The 22721-nt window shown below is 47.6% G+C and carries 23 protein-coding genes; 19 read left to right on the top strand and 4 right to left on the bottom strand.

The window, feature by feature from the left end; all coding sequences use genetic code 11:
• The first annotated feature begins 21 nt into the window (after window positions 1-21).
• Genes ACH97_RS20820 through ACH97_RS20810 form a run of 3 tightly spaced genes read left to right on the top strand, consistent with a single transcriptional unit; the run spans window position 22 to window position 3314 of the window.
• The gene (locus tag ACH97_RS20820; RefSeq protein ID WP_095323519.1) at window positions 22-1014 is read left to right on the top strand and encodes a thiamine pyrophosphate-dependent dehydrogenase E1 component subunit alpha; all 993 of its coding nucleotides are present in this window, start codon (window positions 22-24) and stop codon (window positions 1012-1014) included.
• Window positions 1015-1026: 12 nt separating this feature from the next.
• Window positions 1027-2010, top strand: a complete 984-nt coding sequence (locus ACH97_RS20815) for an alpha-ketoacid dehydrogenase subunit beta (protein WP_048350552.1) — start codon at window positions 1027-1029, stop codon at window positions 2008-2010.
• Between the two features lie 23 nt (window positions 2011-2033).
• Window positions 2034-3314, top strand: coding sequence for a dihydrolipoamide acetyltransferase family protein (locus ACH97_RS20810; RefSeq protein WP_048350551.1), 1281 nt, complete (start codon window positions 2034-2036; stop codon window positions 3312-3314).
• Window positions 3315-3339: 25 nt separating this feature from the next.
• Here the strand turns inward: ACH97_RS20810 and ACH97_RS20805 are convergent, their stop codons facing one another.
• Window positions 3340-4242, bottom strand: coding sequence for a YegS/Rv2252/BmrU family lipid kinase (locus ACH97_RS20805; RefSeq protein WP_048350550.1), 903 nt, complete (start codon window positions 4240-4242; stop codon window positions 3340-3342).
• A 184-nt stretch (window positions 4243-4426) separates the two neighbouring features.
• Here ACH97_RS20805 and ACH97_RS20800 point away from each other — a divergent pair, with 184 nt between their 5' ends.
• From ACH97_RS20800 to ACH97_RS20780, 5 genes are all read left to right on the top strand, one after another.
• Complete coding sequence (locus ACH97_RS20800; protein ID WP_003183325.1) at window positions 4427-4864, top strand: BrxA/BrxB family bacilliredoxin; 438 nt, start codon at window positions 4427-4429, stop codon at window positions 4862-4864.
• Between the two features lie 228 nt (window positions 4865-5092).
• A complete protein-coding gene (gene artP, locus ACH97_RS20795; RefSeq protein ID WP_023855152.1) occupies window positions 5093-5860 on the top strand; it encodes an arginine ABC transporter substrate-binding protein ArtP in 768 nt (255 codons plus the stop codon).
• Window positions 5861-5946: 86 nt separating this feature from the next.
• Window positions 5947-6609: an arginine ABC transporter permease ArtQ gene (gene artQ / locus ACH97_RS20790; RefSeq protein WP_020452110.1), complete on the top strand. Its 663-nt coding sequence runs from the start codon at window positions 5947-5949 to the stop codon at window positions 6607-6609.
• Window positions 6602-7324, top strand: coding sequence for an arginine ABC transporter ATP-binding protein ArtM (artM, locus tag ACH97_RS20785; RefSeq protein ID WP_023855151.1), 723 nt, complete (start codon window positions 6602-6604; stop codon window positions 7322-7324). Before artQ ends, artM begins: the two co-directional genes overlap by 8 nt.
• 72 nt (window positions 7325-7396) lie before the next feature.
• The gene (locus ACH97_RS20780; RefSeq protein ID WP_020452108.1) at window positions 7397-8356 is read left to right on the top strand and encodes an aromatic acid exporter family protein; all 960 of its coding nucleotides are present in this window, start codon (window positions 7397-7399) and stop codon (window positions 8354-8356) included.
• Window positions 8357-8497: 141 nt separating this feature from the next.
• Here the strand turns inward: ACH97_RS20780 and prli42 are convergent, their stop codons facing one another.
• Complete coding sequence (gene prli42 / locus ACH97_RS23555; RefSeq protein ID WP_230368212.1) at window positions 8498-8599, bottom strand: stressosome-associated protein Prli42; 102 nt, start codon at window positions 8597-8599, stop codon at window positions 8498-8500.
• A 90-nt stretch (window positions 8600-8689) separates the two neighbouring features.
• Between prli42 and ACH97_RS20775 the strand changes: the two genes are divergently transcribed.
• Window positions 8690-10219, top strand: coding sequence for an acyl-CoA carboxylase subunit beta (locus tag ACH97_RS20775; RefSeq protein WP_020452107.1), 1530 nt, complete (start codon window positions 8690-8692; stop codon window positions 10217-10219).
• A gap of 19 nt (window positions 10220-10238) precedes the next feature.
• Window positions 10239-11357 carry a tripeptidase T gene (locus tag ACH97_RS20770; RefSeq protein ID WP_023855148.1) on the top strand — a complete coding sequence of 373 codons (1119 nt, stop codon included), beginning with the start codon at window positions 10239-10241 and terminating at the stop codon, window positions 11355-11357.
• Between the two features lie 134 nt (window positions 11358-11491).
• On the opposite strand, the gene ACH97_RS20765 is transcribed toward ACH97_RS20770, so the two are convergent.
• Entirely contained in the window at window positions 11492-12277 is a 786-nt protein-coding gene (locus tag ACH97_RS20765; RefSeq protein WP_229029995.1) for a membrane protein insertase YidC, read from the bottom strand.
• Window positions 12278-12367: 90 nt separating this feature from the next.
• Window positions 12368-12655: a hypothetical protein gene (locus ACH97_RS20760; protein ID WP_020452104.1), complete on the bottom strand. Its 288-nt coding sequence runs from the start codon at window positions 12653-12655 to the stop codon at window positions 12368-12370.
• 80 nt (window positions 12656-12735) lie between these two features.
• Here ACH97_RS20760 and ACH97_RS20755 point away from each other — a divergent pair, with 80 nt between their 5' ends.
• From ACH97_RS20755 to ACH97_RS20715, 9 genes are all read left to right on the top strand, one after another.
• Window positions 12736-13992, top strand: coding sequence for a DNA polymerase IV (locus ACH97_RS20755; protein WP_020452103.1), 1257 nt, complete (start codon window positions 12736-12738; stop codon window positions 13990-13992).
• Window positions 13993-14078: 86 nt separating this feature from the next.
• Entirely contained in the window at window positions 14079-15488 is a 1410-nt protein-coding gene (gene gndA / locus ACH97_RS20750) for an NADP-dependent phosphogluconate dehydrogenase (protein WP_020452102.1), read from the top strand.
• 115 nt (window positions 15489-15603) lie between these two features.
• Complete coding sequence (locus ACH97_RS20745) at window positions 15604-16389, top strand: glucose 1-dehydrogenase (protein WP_020452101.1); 786 nt, start codon at window positions 15604-15606, stop codon at window positions 16387-16389.
• A gap of 139 nt (window positions 16390-16528) precedes the next feature.
• Window positions 16529-18190, top strand: a complete 1662-nt coding sequence (locus ACH97_RS20740; protein WP_020452100.1) for an alkaline phosphatase — start codon at window positions 16529-16531, stop codon at window positions 18188-18190.
• 147 nt (window positions 18191-18337) lie between these two features.
• Window positions 18338-18646 (top strand): PTS sugar transporter subunit IIB, encoded by a 309-nt coding sequence (locus tag ACH97_RS20735; protein ID WP_020452099.1) that lies wholly within the window; start codon window positions 18338-18340, stop codon window positions 18644-18646.
• 5 nt (window positions 18647-18651) lie between these two features.
• Complete coding sequence (locus tag ACH97_RS20730; RefSeq protein ID WP_023855146.1) at window positions 18652-18984, top strand: PTS sugar transporter subunit IIA; 333 nt, start codon at window positions 18652-18654, stop codon at window positions 18982-18984.
• Window positions 18985-19023: 39 nt separating this feature from the next.
• Window positions 19024-20340 (top strand): PTS cellobiose transporter subunit IIC, encoded by a 1317-nt coding sequence (celB, locus tag ACH97_RS20725; RefSeq protein ID WP_025811184.1) that lies wholly within the window; start codon window positions 19024-19026, stop codon window positions 20338-20340.
• 15 nt (window positions 20341-20355) lie between these two features.
• Window positions 20356-21771, top strand: a complete 1416-nt coding sequence (locus ACH97_RS20720) for a glycoside hydrolase family 1 protein (protein WP_043054389.1) — start codon at window positions 20356-20358, stop codon at window positions 21769-21771.
• Window positions 21772-21890: 119 nt separating this feature from the next.
• Window positions 21891-22604 carry a GntR family transcriptional regulator gene (locus ACH97_RS20715; RefSeq protein WP_020452095.1) on the top strand — a complete coding sequence of 238 codons (714 nt, stop codon included), beginning with the start codon at window positions 21891-21893 and terminating at the stop codon, window positions 22602-22604.
• Window positions 22605-22721 lie beyond the last annotated feature (117 nt).

Genomic DNA, 22721 nt, shown 5'->3' with positions numbered 1-22721 from the left:
AAGCATGAAGGAGTGAAAAAAATGGGCAATAACCGTCATGAAGCAGTTGGATTAACAGATGAACAAGCAATCGACATGTACAAAACCATGCTTTTAGCCAGAAAACTCGATGAGCGGATGTGGCTCTTAAACCGTTCAGGCAAAATTCCTTTTGTCATCTCTTGTCAAGGACAGGAAGCCGCCCAGGTCGGTGCGGCCTTCGCTTTAGACCGTGAGAACGATTATGTGCTTCCGTATTACAGAGATATGGGCGTTGTGCTTGCTTTTGGAATGACGGCAAAAGATTTAATGCTGTCGGCGTTTGCAAAAGCCGAGGATCCGAATTCGGGAGGAAAGCAGATGCCGAGCCACTTCGGTCAAAAGAAAAACCGGATCGTCACGGGCTCTTCGCCGGTGACAACGCAAGTTCCGCACGCGGTTGGTGTAGCGCTTGCCGGAAGGCTTGACAAGAAAGATATCGCGACTTTTGTGACGTTCGGCGAAGGCTCTTCAAACCAGGGGGACTTCCATGAAGGGGCGAACTTTGCCGCCGTGCATAAGCTTCCCGTCATTTTCATGTGTGAAAACAATAAATACGCCATCTCGGTTCCTTACGAAAAGCAGGTGGCTTGTGAAAACATTTCCGATCGCGCAGTCGGTTACGGCATGCCCGGCGTGACCGTTGACGGAAATGATCCGCTTGAAGTCTACAAAGCGGTTAAAGAAGCAAGGGAACGTGCCGGAAGAGGCGAAGGTCCGACATTAATCGAGACGATATCATACCGGCTGACCCCGCACTCCAGCGATGATGACGATCGAAGCTACAGAGAGCGCGAAGAGGTGGCGGAGGCGAAGAAAAATGATCCGCTTAACAAATTCGCGCATTACTTAAAAGAAACAGGGCTTCTGGACGACCAGTCTGAGAAGCAAATGTCGGATGAGATCACAACCATCGTCAATGAAGCAACAGATTATGCTGAACATGCACCTTATGCAGATCCGGAAGATGCGCTGCGGCATGTTTATGCGGAGTAAGGGGGAAGAACAATGCCAGTTATGTCATATATAGATGCTGTCACTTTGGCTATGAAAGAAGAAATGGAAAAGGATTCCCGCGTCTTTGTTTTAGGGGAGGATGTCGGCAAAAAAGGCGGTGTGTTCAAGGCGACAGCCGGTCTTTACGACCAGTTCGGCGAAGAGCGGGTGATGGACACGCCTTTGGCGGAATCCGCAATTGCCGGCGTCGGAATCGGGGCTGCCATGTACGGGATGAGACCGGTCGCTGAAATGCAGTTTGCAGATTTTATTATGCCGGCTGTCAACCAGATTATTTCGGAAGCGGCAAAAATCCGCTACCGCTCTAACAATGACTGGAATTGTCCGATCGTCATCCGCGCACCTTACGGCGGAGGCGTGCACGGCGCACTGTACCATTCACAGTCGGTTGAAGCCGTGTTTGCCAACCAGCCCGGGCTGAAAATCGTCATGCCTTCGACACCTTATGATGTCAAAGGGCTTTTGAAAGCGGCCATCCGCGATGACGACCCTGTCCTGTTCTTCGAACATAAACGTGCGTACCGGCTGATCAAGGGCGAAGTGCCGAGTGACGACTATGTGCTGCCGATCGGAAAGGCGGATGTGAAGCGGGAAGGCGAAGACATTACCGTCATCACATACGGATTGTGCGTCCATTTTGCCCTTCAGGCTGCCGAGCGGCTTGCTAAAGACGGGATTTCCGCACATATCCTTGATTTAAGAACAGTATATCCGCTTGATCAGGAAGCGATTATTGAAGCGGCTTCCAAAACGGGCAAAGTGCTTCTGATGACCGAAGATACGAAGGAAGGCAGCATTATGAGTGAAGTAGCCGCGATCATTTCAGAGCATTGCCTGTTCGATTTGGATGCGCCGATTAAGCGGTTGGCGGGCCCTGACGTCCCGGCAATGCCGTATGCTCCTACAATGGAAAAATTCTTTATGGTCAATCCGGATAAAGCGGAAGCAGCGATGAGAGAATTGGCTGAGTTTTAATATAGCGAAGGAGGACATATCGTATGGCAGTGGAACAAATGACAATGCCGCAGCTCGGGGAGAGCGTGACGGAGGGAACCATCAGCAAATGGCTCGTCAGCGTCGGAGATCACGTCAACAAATACGATCCGATTGCTGAGGTGATGACGGATAAGGTCAATGCTGAAGTCCCTTCATCGTTCACGGGAACGATTACCGAGCTTGTCGGGAAGGAAGGCGAAACTCTGCAAGTCGGAGACGTCATCTGCAAAGTCGAAACAAACGAAGAAGCGAAACCTGAGGCTGAGGCTGTCTCCAAGCCGGATCAAGCGGAGGCGGAGCCGGCCAAACCGGAGGAGAAAGATACATCTCAGAAAAAACGTTATTCCCCGGCGGTGCTGAGACTTGCCGGAGAGCACAACATCGATTTGGAGCAGGTGGAAGGTACTGGTGCCGGCGGACGGATCACAAGAAAAGACATCCAGCGCATCATTGCTTCCGGAGCTGTTCCTCAAGCTGATGCGGAGCCGGAAAAACAGCCGGATACAGATGCCGCGCGAGCGAGTGAGCCCGCCCAAAAACCGGCGCCAGCGGCCCCTCAACCTGCACCGCTTCAAAGTGCGGCTGGAGACGTCGAGATTCCTGTGACGGGAATCCGTCATGCGATTGCGACCAACTTGGTCAGAAGCAAGCATGAAATCCCTCATGCCTGGACAATGATGGAAGTGGATGTCACAAGTCTTGTGAGCTACCGCAACAAAATAAAGGACGAATTTAAGAAGAAAGAGGGCTTCAGCCTGACCTTTTTCGCGTTCTTTGTCAAAGCGGTCGCACAGGCGCTGAAGGAATTCCCGCAAATGAACAGCATGTGGGCAGGAGATAAAATCATTCAGAAAAAAGACATCAACATCTCAATTGCCGTAGCGACTGACGATGCGTTATACGTTCCTGTCATCAAGCATGCCGATGAAAAAACGATTAAAGGCATCGCGAGAGAAATCTCCGAACTGGCTCATAAGGTCAGAAGCGGCAAGCTGACGAGCGGGGATATGAGCGGAGGTACGTTCACGGTCAACAATACCGGTTCGTTCGGATCGGTTCAGTCAATGGGGATCATCAACCATCCGCAGGCTGCCATCCTGCAGGTTGAATCGATCGTCAAGCGTCCCGTCGTCATGGAGCATGGCATGATCGCGGTCAGAGATATGGTGAACCTGTGCTTATCCCTCGACCACAGAGTGCTTGACGGCCTTGTTTGCGGCAGATTCCTTGCCCGTGTGAAAGAGATTTTGGAACAAATCGATGATCATACTTCCATTTATTAAAAAAGAAGAGCTGGCCCGTTAAGGGTCAGCTTTTTTCTTTTTCTAAGGGGGCGAGCATGCGGAGATGCCCGTTTAGCACCTCGATTGAAGCCGGCGTTTTTGTGCAGATTTCGCCGTCTGTATCGGCTTCCATTGGAAGGGCGGTTTCAACTTGAACGGTTTGCCCCTGATAATAGGAGAGCTCGCCTTCAAAGGAATCCCATTCGGGATCATCCATTGCAAAAAGCTCTTTCAATGCAGCCAGATTCGTATTCCGGCAGACGAGGATGTCCGCTTTTCCGTCGTTAATGCTCAGCTGCGGAAGGGGGATCTTGTTCGTTCCGATAAATGGTCCGTTCAGCACGACCACCATGACCGCTTCGTCAGTAAACTCTTCTCCGTCGATCGACAGGCGGAAAGAGAAAGGCTCAAGATTGGAGATGGTCCGCAGTGCGCTTGTAAAATAACTGATTCTCCCGAGCAGCGCTTTTTCCGTTTGATTGATATGGCTGGAAGCTTCCGTGATCAAACCGATGCCCCAAAAGTTGAGACAATAATGATCATTTGCTTTTAAAACATCGACCGGGACAGGATTTCCATTGACGAGCGCTTCCGCCGCTTTTTCAATGTTCTGGGGAATGCGGAGCGCCCTCGAAAAGTCGTTGCATGTGCCGCCCGGGAGGATGCCGATATCTGGCTTAGTTTGAAGCTGGCTGATGCCGTTAATGCATTCGTGTACCGTTCCGTCACCGCCTAATATAAACAATTGCCCGATATCCTCCCCGATCTCCCGGCAAAATTCGAATGCATCACGTTTTTTTCTCGTCGGTTTCACGATGAGTTCGTCTATAGCCTGTGAAAGAACCGGTACGGCAGCACCGAGTGTTTTTTCAACATTTTTTTGTCCTGCATTTCCGTTGTAAATCAGCATTGCTTTCTTTCGGTTCATAAAGGTGCTCCTTTATTTGATAGAGTCTTTACTTATTTTTCCCCGGGCTGCCCGCGCCATAAACCTGAAGGAACACGAATCGCCTGATTTGCGGTCCGGACGGTTTCAAAGTATCATTAGAACAGATGAGCAAACAGCGCCTTTAGCATCATGCTAAAAGCGGCTAAAAAGGAGAGATCTTAAAGTGAACATGGATTTTAATCTGTTTATGAATGATGTCGTGCGCCAAGCCAGACAGGAAATAACGGCTGCCGGCTACACCGAATTGAAAACGCCTGAAGAGGTCGATGAAGCGCTCACGAAAAAAGGCACTACGCTTGTGATGGTCAACTCAGTCTGCGGCTGTGCAGGGGGAATTGCAAGACCAGCCGCACATCATGCGGTTCATTACGATAAGCGCCCGGATCATCTCGTCACCGTTTTTGCCGGACAAGACAAAGAAGCGACGGCTCGAGCAAGGGAATATTTTGAAGGATATCCGCCTTCTTCTCCGTCATTCGCCCTTTTAAAAGACGGCAAGATTTTAAAAATGGTCGAACGCCATGAAATTGAAGGCTATGAGCCGATGGCTGTCATCACTAAGCTTCAAGGATTGTTTGAAGAATACTGTGAAGAAGTATAAGGTAAAGGAAATACCGCCTGCCAAAACAGTGGCAGGCTTTTTCTATGTATAAAAATTCTTTTTATATGCAATCGGAAAGATAAAAACACAGGCTTTCAATTGGTATTTAAATGCTTGTTTGAAGGTTTTTCAGTTATTTTTCAAAATGGTATTGCATCTGGCCTAGAAAATGTTTAAAATACATATCAACGAATAAATATTCAAAAAAGGTTCAGGGGGATACACAACATGAAAAAATGGATGTTACTGGTAGTTGCAGCATGTGTCACATTTGCATTGACTGCATGCGGGACGAGCAGCAGTTCTGCTGATAAAAAAACATTGGTGATGGGAACTTCAGCCGATTACCCGCCTTTTGAATCGAAAGACGGAGATAAGATTGTCGGTTTTGATGTTGATCTGGCCAATGCACTGGCTAAAAAAACGGGCCATGAAATCGAAGTGAAAGACATGGACTTCAACGGCCTGGTGACCGCTCTTAAAACAAACAAAGTCGACATCGTGCTTTCAGGAATGACGCCGACGCCTAAACGCAAAAAGCAGGTCGATTTTTCAAACGTCTATTATACGGCTCACAACATGATCGTTACAAAAAAATCAAGCGGCATCAAATCGCTTGACGATTTGAAAGGAAAAACGGTCGGCGTGCAGCTTGGCTCCATTCAGGAAGAAAAAGCGAAGGAGCTTACGCCGGATTATAATTTAAAAGTTGAAAACCGCAACCGCATTTCGGATTTAACCGAAGAAATCAAAGCGGGCCGCTTTGACGCAGCAATCATAGAGGATATCGTTGCCGAAAAATATATTAATAAAAATGAAGAACTGGTTGGCTACAATCTGCCGAAAGAACCGGATGAAAAAGCCGGCTCCGCGATCGCCTTCAAAAAGGGAAGCGATTTGACCGAGAAGTTCAACAAAGCGCTTGAAGAAATGGAGAAAAGCGGAGAACTTGAAAAGCTGAAAGAAAAATGGTTCGGCGGAGAAACGAAAAAGTAAGCGTGAAAAGTTCAACTTTTTGTTGAACTTTTTTTTCTAAAGCGATGTGCGCCTCTTTGATGATGAGGCGGGAGAGGGAGAGTCACATGAATTTTCTTGATTTTTCTAGTACAATACCCGAGATGCCTTTCATTTTGGAAGGCTTGGGCGTCACCTTAAAAGTGGTCGCGGCTGCGGCCGTGCTTGGATTTTTGCTGGGGGTTTTGATTACGCTTTTAAAAATCAGTTCGATCAAGCCCCTCGCATGGATTGCCGATTTTTACACTTCCATATTCCGGGGGACACCGCTTGTTCTGCAGCTGATGATCGTCTATTACGGGCTGCCTCAGGTGCTGGGCTTCGATATTGATGCTTACTGGGCGGCCGTCATCGCATTCGGCTTAAATTCCGCCGCTTATGTGTCAGAAATCATCAGAGCCGGAATCAATGCGATCGACAAAGGGCAAAAAGAAGCGGCGATGGCGCTGGGCGTCCCGTATGCAAAGATGATGAAGGATCTCTTGCTGCCGCAGGCCTTTAAAAATATCATGCCAGCGCTGATCAACGAATCGATTACACTGACAAAGGAATCGGCTGTTGTCACCGTCATCGGACTCGGCGATATTATGAGACGAAGCTATCAGGCGGGAGCGGCGATCTACAGCCCGCTTGAGCCGATGCTGTTTGCGGGTCTCATCTACTATGTGCTCGTTTTGATCCTGACGTTTGTCGGCAAAGCGATTGAAAGGAAGCTGAATGTCAATGATTAATGTTCGCAATCTCTCAAAATCTTTCGGAAAGCACGAGGTGCTTAAACATATTTCCGTTTCCTTTGAAAAAGGCGAAGTAGCCGCTGTCATCGGTCCGTCAGGCTCAGGCAAGTCCACGTTTTTGCGTTGCTTAAACATGCTCGAAAAGCCGACGGAGGGCAGCATTTTCATTCAGGATCAAGAGATTACAAGACCGAAAACAAATGTGCTGAAAATCAGAGAGAACATCGGCATGGTCTTTCAGCATTTTCATTTGTTTCCGCATAAAACGGTTCTTGAAAATATTACGTATGCACCTGTCCATGTCAAAAAAGAAAGCAAACAGGCAGCAACGAAAAAAGCGGAAGAACTGCTTGAGAAAGTGGGGCTTATCGATAAAAAAGATGATTATCCGAACCGTTTATCAGGGGGGCAAAAGCAGCGCGTTGCGATTGCGAGGGCGCTGGCGATGAATCCGGACATCATGCTGTTTGACGAGCCGACATCGGCCCTTGATCCTGAGATGGTCAAAGAAGTGCTTCAGGTGATGCAGGATTTGGCGAAAACCGGGATGACGATGGTGATCGTGACGCACGAAATGGGCTTTGCCAAAGAAGTCGCCGACAGGGTGCTTTTCATGGATGAAGGAACCATTGTCGAAGACGATGATCCTAAAGCGTTTTTTTCTTCTCCAAAATCGAAAAGAGCTCAAGACTTTTTAGAGAAAATACTATAAAATAAGCTGAAGAAGATGCTGATCTTCTTCTTTTTTATTCACTAAGACTAGCAGAAAAGATTGGGGTTAACGATGTTTAAAATAGGTTATCGCACATTAAAAACAGCGCTTGGCACAGCATTGGCCATCTATATCGCACAGCTGCTCGGCCTTCATAATTTTGTGTCGACAGGGATCATCACGATCCTCTGTATTCAAGTGACGAAAAAGCGGTCCCTTCAGGCATCATGGGCCCGGTTTGCGGCATGCATTCTTGCGATCGTTTTTTCATACGCGTTTTTTGAACTGATCGGCTATCATCCGGCTGTCATCGGTCTGATGCTGCTGTTCTTTATTCCGACAACCGTTCTTCTGAAAATAAAAGAAGGAATCGTCACAAGTTCGGTCATCATTCTTCATCTTTATATGTCAGAAGGGATCACCCTTTCTCTCATTTGGAATGAATGCCTCATCATCATTACGGGAATCGGCGTTGCCCTGCTGATGAATTTGTACATGCCGAGCCTCGATAAAGAGCTCAAACAGTATCAGCAGAAAATCGAAGATAACTTTGCCAAGATTTTTGAAGAAATCGAACGCTATTTGCTGACCGGGGAACAGGACTGGACGGGAAAAGAGATTCCTGAGACGCACCGTTTGATCAATGAAGCGAAGACCCTGGCATACCGTGATGTGGAAAATCACTTTCTCAGGCACGAAAATCTCTATTATCACTACTTTAAAATGAGAGAAAAGCAGTTTGAAATTATCGAAAGGGTCCTGCCGAAAATCACGTCGATTTCGATGACGGTTGAACAGGGGCATATGATCGCAGCGTTTCTTCATGATTTAAGAGGAGCCATCCATCCCGGCAATACGGCTCATAAGTTTTTGAAGCGGCTCGTGAAAATGAGAGAGGAAATTGATGAGATGGAGCTGCCGACGACACGCGAAGAATTTGAAGCGCGCGCTGCTCTTTTCAATTTTCTCGGCGAAATGGAACAGTATCTTGTGATTAAGAGCTACTTTAAAGGAATTAAATCTCCTGCATAACCGCATGAGTTTCTCCTTCATTGGTCAATCTAATGGAACAGGGGGAAACCCGTGCGGTTTTTTCTATTCCTGCGGAAGTCCGGGCTTGAAAAAAAGCAGGCGTTTCTCCGCAAAAAGAGCCGCCTGCTTTCATGATTTGTATTAAAAAATCATGCTGAGTCCGGTAAGCAGAGTCGTCAGCACCATGACGCCGATCATTAAAATAACCATGAATTTGATGAATTTTCGAGACAAGCTTTTCACCTCTGTTTTTTAATCTCCCATTATTTTATACTGCTTTTTTTCATCGGACAAGTTTCGTGTAAGAATCAAATAGAGAAGGGGCAGAACACGATGAATATGTTTGAAAGAGTCGACGATTTAAACAACAGCCGTCAACAAGCTTTGCTTGGGGGCGGGCAGGAACGGATCGACAGGCAGAAGCAAAAAGGCAAGCTCACCGCCAGAGAGAGAATCGATCTTCTGCTTGATGAGGGAACGTTCACTGAGCTGAATGCTTTTGCCAGAAGCCGGCAGTCCGGCGGCCCGTTAGGCGACGGGGTTGTCACGGGATTCGGAAAAATCGACGGGCGGCCCGTTTATCTGTTTTCCCAGGATTTTACCGTCACCGGCGGAGCGCTCGGAGAAATGCACGCCAAAAAAATAGCGGCCGTCATGGATCTTGCCCTCAAAAATAAGGCCCCTTTCATCGGTCTGAACGACTCAGGTGGTGCGAGAATTCAAGAGGGTGTGCTATCATTAGATGGATACGGTCATATTTTTTACCGAAATGTCCTTTGCTCAGGCATCATTCCGCAAATCTCTGTCATTCTCGGCCCTTGTGCGGGCGGCGCGGTTTATTCTCCAGCTTTGACCGACTTCGTTTTTATGAACGAAAAAACCGGACAGATGTTCATTACCGGTCCGAAAGTCATCAAAACGGCGACAGGCGAAGCTGTCAGCTCCGGAGAATTGGGGGGCGCCTATATACATAATTCAATCAGCGGGAATGCCCATTTTTCCGGGGATTCCGATGAGGCCGTCCTCAGTGAGGTGCGCAAGCTCTTGTCCTACATCCCCCAGAATCACGAAGAAAAGCCCCCGGCTAAGGCGAGAAAGGCGAAAGACGATGAGATAAGGCCTGATTTAATGACGATTCTGCCTGAAGACGGTCAGCGGCCGTATGACATCAAACAGATCATCGCGGAAATCGCAGACAGCGGAACATTTTTTGAAGTGCAGCGCCACTTTGCCAAAAACGCGGTGATCGGTTTTGCAAGGATAGCGGGGGAAACGGCGGCGATCGTGGCCAACCAGCCGAAGTATTTAGCCGGAAGCCTCAGCATGGATGCGGCTGACAAAATCGCCCGGTTTATCCGTTTTTGCGATTCCTTTCAGATCCCGATTTTGACTTTGGTGGATTGCCCCGGCTTTCTTCCGGGAATACGCGAAGAGCACGGCGGGGTGATCAGACACGGCGCTAAAATCCTTTACGCGTATGCGGAAGCCGCCGTCTGCAAGGTGACGGTCATTTTAAGAAAAGCATACGGCGGAGCATATGTCGCTTTAAACAGCAAGGCGCTTGGAGCGGATGCCGTGTTTGCTTGGCCGAATGCAGAAATTGCAGTGATGGGCGCCTCGGAAGCTGCAGATGTGCTGTTCGCGAAGGAAATCGAACGGTCGGAAGACCCGCGGGCCGCCCGCGAGGAAAAAATCCGGAAATGCATGCACGCTTCAAGCCCTTTTGCCGCTGCAAGATACGGCATGGTAGACGATATCATCGATCCGAAAGAGACGCGGAAGAAGCTGATCCAAACGTTTGACATGCTGAAGAGCAAAAGAGAAATCCGGCCGGACAAAAAGCATGGAAATATACCGCTTTAAAAATGGAGGGGAAACTAGCATGAATGAAAAACGCCTGTTAGAAGAGTTTTTAGAACTTGTGCAAATTGATTCCGAGACAAAACACGAAGCTGATATTTGCAAGGTGCTGAAAGAAAAATTTGCTGCTCTTGGAATGGATGTCGTGGAGGATGACACCGCGCCAAAAACGGGGCACGGAGCGGGAAACCTCGTGTGCACGCTTCCTGGAACGAAAGAGGCGGACACGATTTACTTTACATCCCACATGGATACCGTCGTGCCCGGAAAAGGGGTGAAGCCGGTCATTGAAGACGGATATGTCAAAACAGACGGCACAACGATTTTGGGAGCTGACGACAAAACAGGCCTTGCAGCGATGCTCGAAGCCGTAAAAGTGTTGAAAGAAAAAAACATTCCGCACGGAACGATCCAGTTTATCATTACGGTCGGCGAAGAATCGGGGCTTGTCGGAGCGAAAGCTTTAGACCGATCGCTGATCAAAGCCGATTACGGATATGCGCTTGATTCCGACGGGAAGGTCGGCAATATTATCGTAGCAGCGCCGACACAGGCGAAAATTAGAGCAACTGTCTACGGAAAAACGGCTCATGCCGGAGTAGAGCCGGAAAAAGGAGTCTCCGCGATCACGATCGCTTCAAAAGCGATTGCCAAAATGCCGCTTGGCCGCATCGACGAGGAGACGACGGCTAATATCGGCCGCTTTGAGGGCGGAACGCAAACCAATATCGTCTGCGATCAGGTCGACATTCTCGCTGAAGCCCGTTCGCTTGTTCCGGAAAAAATGGAAAAGCAGACCGAAAAAATGAAGCAGGCGTTTGAAGCAGCCGCCGCTGAAATGGGTGGCAGAGCCGAGGTGGAAATCGAAGTCATGTACCCGGGCTTTAAATACAAAGACGGGGATCTCGTCGTTGAAATCGCCAAAAAAGCCGCCGGGAAAATCGGCCGTCCGTACGAGCTATTGACGAGCGGCGGAGGAAGCGATGCGAACGTCATCGCAGGACACGGCATTCCGACTGTAAACCTTGCAGTCGGATATGAACAAATCCATACGAAAAACGAAAAAATGCCGATTGAGGAACTTGTCAAAACTGCAGAAATGGTTGTTGCCATTATTGAGGAAGTAGCAAACCCGTCATAAAGGCGGGTTTTTACAGGGACCGTTTCAGCTCGAGCCGATGGTTTCAGCGGAAACGGTCACACTACCTGAAGTCGCGATCGAGAAGATGGAAGGGAAACGCAAAAAAGCTTGCGCCTTTAAAGGCGCAAGCTTTTTTATTTTGTAGCCGATTCAGCAGGCTGAATGGCTTTTTTGTTTTTTTGGTAAACTTGATGAAGAACGACGGATTGAATCGTCAGAAGCAGTCCGCTTGTCAGCCAGTACAGCGGCAGGGCTGCAGGGACGTTGATCGAAAAGATCGTCATCATCACAGGGAAAAAGAAGCCCATGATTTTGGCGGACTGCTGAGCCGCCGGATTTGTTTGGGCGTTCTGTGCGTTCAGCTTTTGAGACACATAGAACTGGATAAAATACATGAACCCGGCGCATAAAGATACGATAATATCCGAATGCCCGAGGTTAAACCAGAGAAAAGAGTGTGAAGCAATTTCGGGCGTCGAGCGGATCGCATAATAAAAACCGATCAGGATCGGAAACTGAATCAGCATCGGCAGGCAGCCCATCGCCAGCGGATTGATGTTATGCTTTTGGTAAAGCTGCATCATCTCCTGCTGAATTTCCCTCTGCTTCAAAGGATCTTTCGTCTTTTTTAGCTTGCTTTGAATCGCATCCAGCTCAGGTTTGACAAGCGCCATTTTTTCCTGCATGGCCCGCTGTTTTTTATACTGGTTGGCAAACAGCGGAAAGACGAGAACCCGGACGATGATGGTCACAAAAATAATCGACAGTCCGTAGTTTCCGTGGAAAAATCCGGCGATTCCTTTAATCAGCTCTGAAAAAGGCCCCACGACATAGTGTTGGAAGAAGTTGTCGCTTCCTCCGGTACTGCCGGTGGCTGCCGAAGCTTGTTCACCTATAAACATGGTCATGATCAAAAACATTGCAGTCGCAAACAATTGTTTTAATTTCGTGTTCAACACGTTCTCCTCCTTCTGAATAAAAGGGCCCGTCTGCCGGACACCTTTTCCCGTTTAAATTGAAAGAAGAAGGGAACGGTGGTCTTCATCGTCGTTCGATGAAGCTTTCATGCGAATGACTTTACTTATCCATACCGTAATGCGATGATATAGGATGATAAGAAAATCGATTGCAGAAACAAACTGTATTGCATGATATTCTTCAAACCGTTTCGTTTTCCAGCTGTCGCCCGTACTGCAGTCCTTTAGGATGAGGGCGATACCGATCGCCGTCAGTGCGGGAAGGACGATTGTGAAAAACTCAAACAGTAAAAAAGCATCGTTGAAAGATTCAAGAATCATCTATTATCACTTCCGTTTCATTTAACATCTTACTATATGAATGCCGGGATGTCTAATCTGAGTACCAGGAGGGAGCCGTTTTGTCTGCTGATAAACAAAAGGGAAGAGTCATCTTTCATATCGATATGAACAGCTTTTACGCGTCTGTTGAAATGGCGTATGACCCTTCGCTGAAAGGCAGGCCGCTCGCCATCGCGGGAAATGCAAAGGAGCGGAAAGGCATCGTCGTCACGTGCAGCTACGAGGCGAGAGCACGCGGCGTAAAACCGCCTATGCCGCTTTGGGAAGCGAAGCGGCTCTGCCCCGAGCTGATCGTCAAGCCGCCGAATTTCGACCGCTACAGAAGCTCTTCAAGAGAAATGTTTCAAGTGCTCAGGGAGTATACGGACCTTGTCGAGCCTGTTTCCATTGATGAAGGGTACATGGATTTAACGGACACGCCATACAGAAATCGGGCATATGAAACGGCGAAGGAAATTCAAGAGCGCCTTCAAGAAGAACTGCTTCTTCCGTCAAGCATCGGGATCGCTCCGAATAAATTCCTGGCCAAAATGGCTTCGGATATGAAAAAACCGCTCGGCATTACGATATTGAGAAAGCGCGAAGTGCCCCGGATTCTTTGGCCCATGGACATCAGCGAGATGTACGGAGTCGGCCGGAAAACCGCTGAAAAGCTCAAGACGCTTGATATCGGCAAGATCGGCGATTTGGCTGCCGCAGATGAGTATGCTTTAAAGCGCCTCCTAGGTATCAACGGCCCCCGTTTAAAAAGGAGGGCAAACGGCATCGACACCGGAGAGGTGAATCCCGACAGGATATACGAATTCAAAAGCGTCGGCAATTCCTCGACTCTCCCGTATGACAGCACAGATGAGAAGGAATTGTGCGGCCTGATTGACAAGCTTTCCGTCTCAGTAAGCGACAGGCTGAAGCGAAAAGAGGTCATGGCAGCAAAAGTTTTCATCATGATCCGCTTTGCGGATTGGACAAACATAACCAGAAGCAAGACCCTTCTGAATCCGACCGATTCAAGAGAAGATATTGCGAAGGAAGCGAAAGCCCTTTTCAGGCAGCATTGGCACGGAAGTCCTGTCAGACTTTTAGGCGTGACGGGAACAGACCTCGTCAATCGGAAGGAAGCCGTCAAACAGCTTGATTTATTTTCGTTTCATGAGGATGCCAAAGATGAGCCGATCCAAAAAGTGATGGCCGAATTGAATGAAAAATATGGAACAGACCTCATCAAAAAAGGGATCAGGATCGTGAAAAAAGAAAGCAAGACGAGCGGAACAAGCTTTAACAAAGATTTTTTCCAGGACGAGAGACAAGATCAATAGCTTGAAAATGTAGGTCAAAGTGTGGTAATTTCAATTTAAATAAAAATTAAACTAAAATGCTAAACGCTTTAGAAGGGACGTTAGACATGGCAAAACAACAAATAGGTGTAGTTGGTTTAGCAGTAATGGGAAAAAACTTGGCTCTAAACATTGAAAGCCGCGGGTTTACGGTTTCTGTTTACAACAGATCAAGCGAGAAAACGGAAGAGTTTCTGAAAGAAGCCGAAGGCAAAAACGTTGTCGGTACATACAGCATTGAAGAGTTCGTTCAATCTCTTGAAAAACCGCGCAAAATTCTGTTGATGGTCAAAGCTGGAACACCGACAGACGCAACGATTCAATCGCTCCTGCCTCATCTTGAAAAAGGCGACATTTTGATTGACGGCGGAAATACATATTATAAAGATACGCAGAGAAGAAACAGAGAGCTGGCCGAAAGCGGCATTCACTTCATCGGCACCGGTGTTTCCGGCGGTGAGGAAGGCGCTCTGAAAGGTCCTTCTATCATGCCAGGCGGACAAAAAGAAGCCCATGAGCTTGTCAAGCCGATTCTTGAAGCGATTTCTGCAAAAGTAGACGGCGAACCGTGTACGACATACATCGGTCCAGATGGCGCCGGCCATTATGTAAAAATGGTTCATAACGGCATCGAATACGGAGACATGCAGCTGATCTCAGAATCATACTTTATTTTGAAACACATTGTCGGTCTGTCTTCAGATGAGCTTCACGAAGTCTTCTCCGAGTGGAATAAAGGAGAGCTTGACAGCTATCTGATCGAAATCACGGCTGATATTTTCACGAAAAAAGACGAGGAAACTGGCAAGCCGCTCGTTGACGTCATCCTCGATAAAGCAGGTCAAAAAGGCACAGGAAAATGGACGAGCCAAAGCGCTCTTGACCTGGGCGTGCCGCTTCCGATCATTACGGAATCCGTTTTCGCCCGCTTCATTTCTTCCATGAAAGAAGAGCGCGTCAAAGCAAGCAAGCTTCTGACAGGTCCTGAAGCGAAACCGGCCGCCGAGAACAAAGAAGAGCTGATCGAAGCGGTCAGAAAAGCACTCTTCATGAGCAAAATCTGTTCTTACGCACAGGGCTTCGCTCAAATGAAAGCCGCATCAGAAGAATACGGCTGGGATTTGAAATACGGCGATATCGCGATGATCTTTCGCGGAGGATGCATCATCCGCGCGGCGTTCCTGCAAAAAATCAAAGAAGCGTATGACCGCGATCCGGGGCTTGACAACCTGCTTCTTGATCCTTACTTCAAAAATATCGTTGAAGGCTATCAGGGCGCTCTCCGCAAAACGATTTCTCTTGCGGTTGAACAAGGAATTCCTGTACCTTGCTTCTCAAGCGCTCTCGCTTATTTTGACAGCTATCGCACTGCGACATTGCCGGCCAACCTGATTCAGGCGCAGCGCGACTACTTTGGCGCACATACGTATGAGCGTACAGATAAAGAAGGCATTTTCCACACTGAGTGGATGAAATAAGATGTAAAACCGCAAGCTGAAAAGCTTGCGGTTTTTTGATTTCGGAAGGATGCATGTTTAAGCGCTTCTGTGGAAACCTACTCAAAAGAGAGTTTCAATAAGGAGGAATTAACCCATGTATCCTAGTTTAGAGGGAAAAACGGTGGTTATTACAGGGGCGGGTACAGGTCTTGGAAAAGCGATGGCACTTCGCTTCGGTTCTGAAAAAGCCAATGTAGTGATCAATTACTTCAAGGAAGAAGAAAATCCTGAAGAGACGGTGAAGAAAATAGAAAACAGTGGAGCGCGCGCGATTGCCGTTCAAGGAGATGTCTCAAAAGAAGACAATGTAAAAGCGCTGATCAGACAGGCCGTTGATTCATTCGGTTCCGTTGATGTGATGGTGAACAACGCGGGGGTGGAAAATGAAGTACCTTCTGAGGATTTGTCTCTGGAAGACTGGAACCGCGTCATATCAACTAATTTGACAGGGATGTTCTTAGGATGCCGGGAAGCGATCGGCTATATGCTCGATCATAATATTAAAGGCTCGGTCATTAATATGTCGAGCGTCCATCAGCAAATCCCGTGGCCGCATTTTGTCCATTATGCGGCAAGCAAGGGCGGGGCAAAACTGCTGACGGAAACCCTTGCCCTTGAATATGCCCCGAAAGGAATTCGGGTAAATGCGATCGGACCCGGTGCGATCGATACGCCGATTAACGCCGAAAAATTCGCTGATCCCGAATTGAAAAAAGGCGTTGTTGAATTGATTCCGATCGGGTATATCGGAAAGCCGGAGGAAGTCGCGGCTTGCGCGGCCTGGCTCGCATCCGAAGAAGCGAGCTATGTGACGGGCCTGACGCTGTATGTGGACGGCGGAATGACGAAATACCCGGGATTCCAAGCTGGAAAAGGATGAAAAGAAGGCGGGGTGCCTTCTTTTCATCATAAGCCCAAAAAAATTTACATAAGATTAATAGAAAGCAAAAGTGCTGTTTACATAGCAATGATAGTGTAGGTTTGTCAACAAAAAGCGGTTATGGAGGGAGTACATAAGAATGGGTTTCTTACGCAACAGAATCGTCGGCATTACACTGGCAGGCGCAGTCGCTTTAGGATCAGCGGGAACAGGCAGTGCAGCAATGGAAACAGCGAAAAAGAAGGAACAACCAAAGGTCAAAAACGTGATCATGATGGTCATGGATGGAACAAGCTCTTCTGCAACAACATTGGCACGCTGGTATAAAGGCGAACCGCTCGCGATGGACCAGATTGTCAGCGGCGGTGTCCGGACGCATTCGGCAGAATCGGCGATCACTGATTCTGCACCTGCAGCAACTGCGATGGCAACGGGACGAAAATCAAATTCTTCCTATATTGGAGTGCTGCCTTCAAAGGTGAATACACCAGGTGTCGAGAAGGTCGGTAAAAAAGATCAATACCGGCCTGTGGCAAACGTGCTGGAAGGCGCCAAACAGAAGGGAAAAGCAACTGGCATTATTGCAACCTCTGAAATTCAGCATGCGACGCCTGCCGGCTATTCCGGCCATCATAAGGACCGCAATAACTTTGAAGTACTCGGTGAACAGCAGGTTTATCAAAACATGGACGTTGTCCTTGGCGGAGGAAAAGAATCGCTTCAGCCGGGGACAAAGGATAAAAGCCGCAAAGACGGTGAAGACCTTGTCAAAGTGCTCAAAGATAAAAAGTACGATTTTGTTGAAACGAAAGATCAGCTCCTCAAGTCAAAATCGAAAAAAATTTGGGGCGCATTCTCACAGCGCGATCTCGCGTATGACATGGACCGCCGTGCAACGCATCCAGAGCAGCCGACGATTGCGGAGATGACGAAAAAATCGATTCAGACGCTTTCTAAAGACAAGGACGGTTTCTTTTTATTCGTGGAAGGAAGCAAGCCTGACTGGGCAGCGCATCAAAACGATCCGATCGGCATGATCAGCGATGTATTGGCATTTGATAACGCGGTGAAAGAAGCGCTTGAATTCGCTAAAAAAGACAAACATACAATGGTTATTGCCGTCTCAGACCACGGCAACAGCGGCATCTCCATCGGCAACAGCAACACGACGAAAGGCTATGACACAACGCCGGTATCAGCATATATCGATCCGCTGAAAAAGGCTAAAATGACGGTGGAAGGCGCAACCGGCAAATTAAAAGACGATTTATCGAATATCGAAGAAGCGGCAAAGCTTTACGGACTTGATGATTTAACGCCGGCAGAGAAGGAACAGCTGAAAAGCGTGAAAAACAAAAAAGAAGCGGCTTCATTATTCACCAAGCTGCTCAGCAACCGAGCCAACATCGGATTCACAACAGGCGGTCATACAGGTGAAGATGTCTTCCTGTATTCGTACGGTCCCGAAAAGCCGCAGGGGCTCGTCGATAACACCGGCATCGCTAAAACGATGGCAAAAGCAATGGGCTTCAACTTAGACAAATTAACAAACGAATTATTTATCGAAGCAAAACAGGCATTTAAAAAAGCCGGAGCCAGCGTAACGATCGATCAGAAAGATCCGGCTAATCCAGTTCTTGTCGCATCGCGCAAAAAAGGGAAAGCCGAAATGCCGGTGAACAAAAACCTCATCAGAATCAACGGAAAGGAATATGAATTAGACAGCGTGATTGTTGAAAGCAATGGATCCTTCTACGTGCCGAAGGAAGCAGTTCAGCTGTTCAAAAAATACGCCCGATAATTTGTTTGGCCCCCCTCTTGAAAGAAGAGGGGGTTTTTATTATTCAAAATAAATACATACATTTATTTTTAAATGTCTAGACATATAAAAATAAAAAGATATAATAATAGTTGTGTGAAAGCGCTTTTAATAAAGGAGGATATGACGATGAAAAAGATTTTACTTGCATGCAGTTCGGGTATGTCGACAAGTCTCCTTGTCACCAAGATGGAGGAATACGCGCATTCAATCGGTGACGAGGCAAAAATTTGGGCGGTCGGACAGGACCAGGCAAAAAAAGAGATGGCAGAGGCAAACGTCGTTCTCATCGGCCCGCAAATGAGCTTTTTAAAAGGCGAGCTGCAGAAAGAAGCAGAACAGTACGGTACTAAGGTTGATGTGATTGATATGATGGCTTACGGAATGGCAGACGGAAAGAAAGCTTATGAACAGGCGCTCAGCTTGATCGGAGATTGATGATGATGGGAAAATTAAAACTCGATGAATTAACAGGCGAACAAATTTGCTTTCAGCTCATTCTTCATAGCGGAAACGCCCGCAGCAAAGTCATTCAGTCCATCAGGGCATACCGCGCCGGCAGCGTTCAGAAAGCAGATGAGCTGCTGCACCAGGCTGAAGCCGATTTGCAGCAGGCCCATGATATTCACTTTCAAATGATTCAAAAAGAAGCGGGCGGGGAAAAAAGTGAGTTCTCTTTGCTGCTCTTGCACGCGGAGGACCATTTGATGTCGACGCTCACGATGAAGGAACTTGTGTCCGAATTATTGGAATTATTCAAAGAGAAAAATCTATGATTCGCACTGTATGGCAAAATCGAAGGGGGATAAGAGACCATGTTTGAAAAATTGAGCAACCTCTTGGTGCCGATTGCCGGGAAGCTGAATAACAACCGGTATTTAGGCGTGCTGAGGGATGCGTTTATGCTGGCTTTTCCGCTCACCATTTTCGGATCGATCATTGTCGTTTTAACCAATTTGCCGTTTCTCAATAAAATGATGAGCAAATCGGCGCTTGAAACGTTCCAGTCGGCTTTAAGCATAGCGCCGAGCGCAACGATCAGCATTATGTCCGTTTTCGTCGTGTTCGGGATCGGGTATTATTTATCCAAAACTTATGAAGTCGATGCGGTTTTTGGAGGAGTCGTCGCTTTGGCATCGTTCCTTCTGCTGACTCCGTTTGTATTAAACGGCGAAGGAGGGGAAGTGATTCCGAACGTCATCCCGATTGACAGGCTCGGTGCGAAAGGGATGTTCCTCGGAATGATTACCGCCTTTACATCCGCGGAGATTTTCAGATTTTTTGTCCAGAAAAACTATACGATCAAAATGCCCGCCGGCGTTCCACCTGCTGTAGCTAAATCTTTTGCCGCGCTGATTCCGGCGGTGATGACCTTGTCCGTCTACTTGGTCATCAATATCCTTGTGACCCAAGCGTTCAATACGAATATGCACGATTTAATTTACAATCTGGTACAGGCTCCGCTTGTCGGCCTTGGAAGCGGTATCATTCCGACCTTGATTGCTATATTTTTTACTCAGCTTCTCTGGTTCTTCGGACTCCACGGGCAAATTATTATCAACTCTGTTATGGATCCGATCTGGAATACGCTTTCGATCGAAAATTTGAATAGCTATACCGCAACAGGGGAAGTTCCGCATATTATCAATAAGCAGTTTATGGAAGTGTACACCGTCGGAATGGGCGGAACCGGGATGACACTGGCCGTGATTATTGCCATCCTGCTGTTTATGAAGAGCAAGCAAATGAAGCAGGTCGCAAAACTCGGAGCAGCGCCGGGGATTTTCAACGTAAATGAACCGATCATTTTCGGCCTGCCGATCGTCATGAACCCGCTCATTTTTATTCCGTGGGTGATCTCGCCGATGATCGTCACTTTAATTACGTATTTCGCAATGGCGTCCGGGCTTGTGCCGCCGCCGACCGGGGTCACGATTCCTTGGACTGTGCCGATTTTTATCAGCGGAATGATGGCGACCAATTCGCTTGCCGGCGGCATTCTACAGATTGTGAATTTAGCCGTTGTCTTTATGATCTGGTTCCCGTTTTTGAAATTCATCGACCGGATGAATATGAAAAAAGAGCAGGAAATCAATGCAGCGGAACAAGATCAGACAACGCTAGGACTTTAAAAGGAGATTGATGACATGTCAAAAACAGAACTGCAGCTAGAACAAATTCAATACCGTTTTCCAAAAGGCTTCTGGTGGGGGTCTGCGGCATCCGCGACTCAGACTGAAGGAGCGGCGGCTGAAGGAGGCAAAGGAAAGAACATTTGGGATCACTGGTACGAAAAAGAGCCGAACCGATTTTTTGACGGAGTAGGCCCTGAGAAGACTTCGCGTTTTTACGAGACTTACAGAGAAGATATTCAGCTGATGAAGGAGCTCGGCCACAACTCTTTTCGTTTCTCCATTTCGTGGGCCCGTCTGTTTCCTGAAGGAAAAGGGCGGTTGAACGAGGAAGGAGCTGCCTTTTATAACCAAGTCATCGATGAGCTGCTGGCGGCTGGGATCGAGCCTTTTGTCAACCTTTATCATTTTGATATGCCGCTTGCGCTCCAGTATATCGGCGGATGGGAAAACAGGCAAGTCGTCGATCACTTTGTTTCATACGCGGAAACGTGCTTCCGGCTGTACGGGGATCGTGTGAAAAAATGGTTTACCCACAATGAACCGATCGTTCCTGCTGAAGGCGGCTATTTATACGATTTTCATTATCCGAACATCATCGACTTTCAAAAGGCCGTCCAGGTCGCATACCATGAAATTCTTTCAAACGCCAAAGCGGTCGAAGCCTACCGCAGACTCGGAGGCGACGGCAAAATCGGCATCATTTTAAATTTAACGCCATCCTATCCGCGAAGCCAGCACCCGGCAGATGTGAGAGCTTCTGAAATAGCTGACGCTTTCTTTAACCGGTCGTTTCTTGATCCTGCCGTTAAGGGTGAGTTTCCGCAGCTTTTAACAGATATTTTAAAAGAAAAAGGCTATTTGCCTGTCATGGAAGAAGGAGACTTGGAGCTGATCAAAAATCACACTGTCGATCTGCTCGGCATCAATTATTATCAGCCGAGACGGGTGAAAGCGAAGGAGCACATGCCTCATCCGGACGCGCCTTTTATGCCGGAGCGTTTTTTTGACCATTATGAAATGCCCGGACGAAAAATGAACCGCCACCGCGGCTGGGAAATATACGAAAAAGGAATCTATGATATTTTAATGAATGTCAAAGAAAACTATGGAAATTTTGAATGTTTTATTTCTGAGAACGGAATGGGTGTTGAAGGAGAAGAGCGTTTCCGTGGCGAAGACGGCATAATCCGCGATGACTACCGAATTGCGTTTATCGAAGAACACTTAAAATGGGTGCACAGAGCGATTCAGGAAGGAGCGAATGTCAAAGGTTATCACCTTTGGACATTCATGGACAACTGGTCATGGACGAACGCCTATAAAAACCGCTACGGATTTGTATCTGTCAACCTTGACAAAAACGGCGAACGAACGATTAAAAAAAGCGGATACTGGTTTAAGAAACTTGCCGAGAACAACGGTTTTTAAAAAGGACTCGGGCTAAAAGATGGTCTGTTGGGCCATCTTTTTATTTCCGCTTCAAAACCGATATAATGATAAGGAAGGTGTTACAAGCATACAGAATCCTTAGTAATGGTGGTTAAAACATGAGAAAATACGAATATATTTCAAACGAAATGAGGAGGCGGATTCAGGAAGAATACTATCCGATTGATCAGCCCATACCTGATGAGCTTTCTCTCGCCAAAGAATTTTCCTGCAGCAGAATGACGATGAAAAGAGCCCTCGATATTCTCGTGTCAGAAGGCATGCTGTACCGCAAGCGCGGACACGGCACCTTCATAGTAAAATCATCGATTCAGCAGCTTCCCGTCAGTGTGACAGACCGCGAAAACCTCGGGCTGACCAAGCTTCTCGCCAATAAACAAATCGAAAGCCGCATCATTCAATTTGATGTCGAATTCCCTTCAGATGAAGTGGCTAAGCAATTGTCAATCGAAAAGACCGTTCCGGTGTATCATATCATCAGGCTCAGAAAGGTTGAAGGCGAACCGTATGTCATTGAAGAAACGTATATGCCTTCGAATGTCATCTCTGAATTAAATGAAGACGTTCTTCACGGCTCCGTTTACCGGCACATCACCGAGACGCTGAAACTGACAATCGCCGGCTCGCACCGGAAGATCAGGGCGGATAAGTCGAATGCGCTCGACCGAGAGTACTTGGAATGCGCCCCTGACGATCCGGTTCTTGAAGTTGAACAGGTCGCTTTTTTAAATACGGGAGAACCGTTTGAATATTCTTTTGCAAGGCATCGCTACGACAAGTTTGTGTTTTCCAGCGTCCATGTTCGGAAATGAAAAACCTGCATAACCGCGGGTTTTTTGTTTTGTCATGCAATCTTCCAGCACGCTTGTCCTCCGAGGGGATCGTGGGCTACCATCGCTTTAGCGGACGGGAATTTCCGAGGCCGTGCG

Origin of the sequence: Bacillus paralicheniformis (genome assembly GCF_001042485.2) — a bacterium.
In the GTDB taxonomy this organism is placed as follows: domain Bacteria; phylum Bacillota; class Bacilli; order Bacillales; family Bacillaceae; genus Bacillus; species Bacillus paralicheniformis.
The sequence above is the reverse complement of the archived record's forward strand: the minus strand, read 5'-3'. Positions and strand labels throughout refer to the sequence as shown.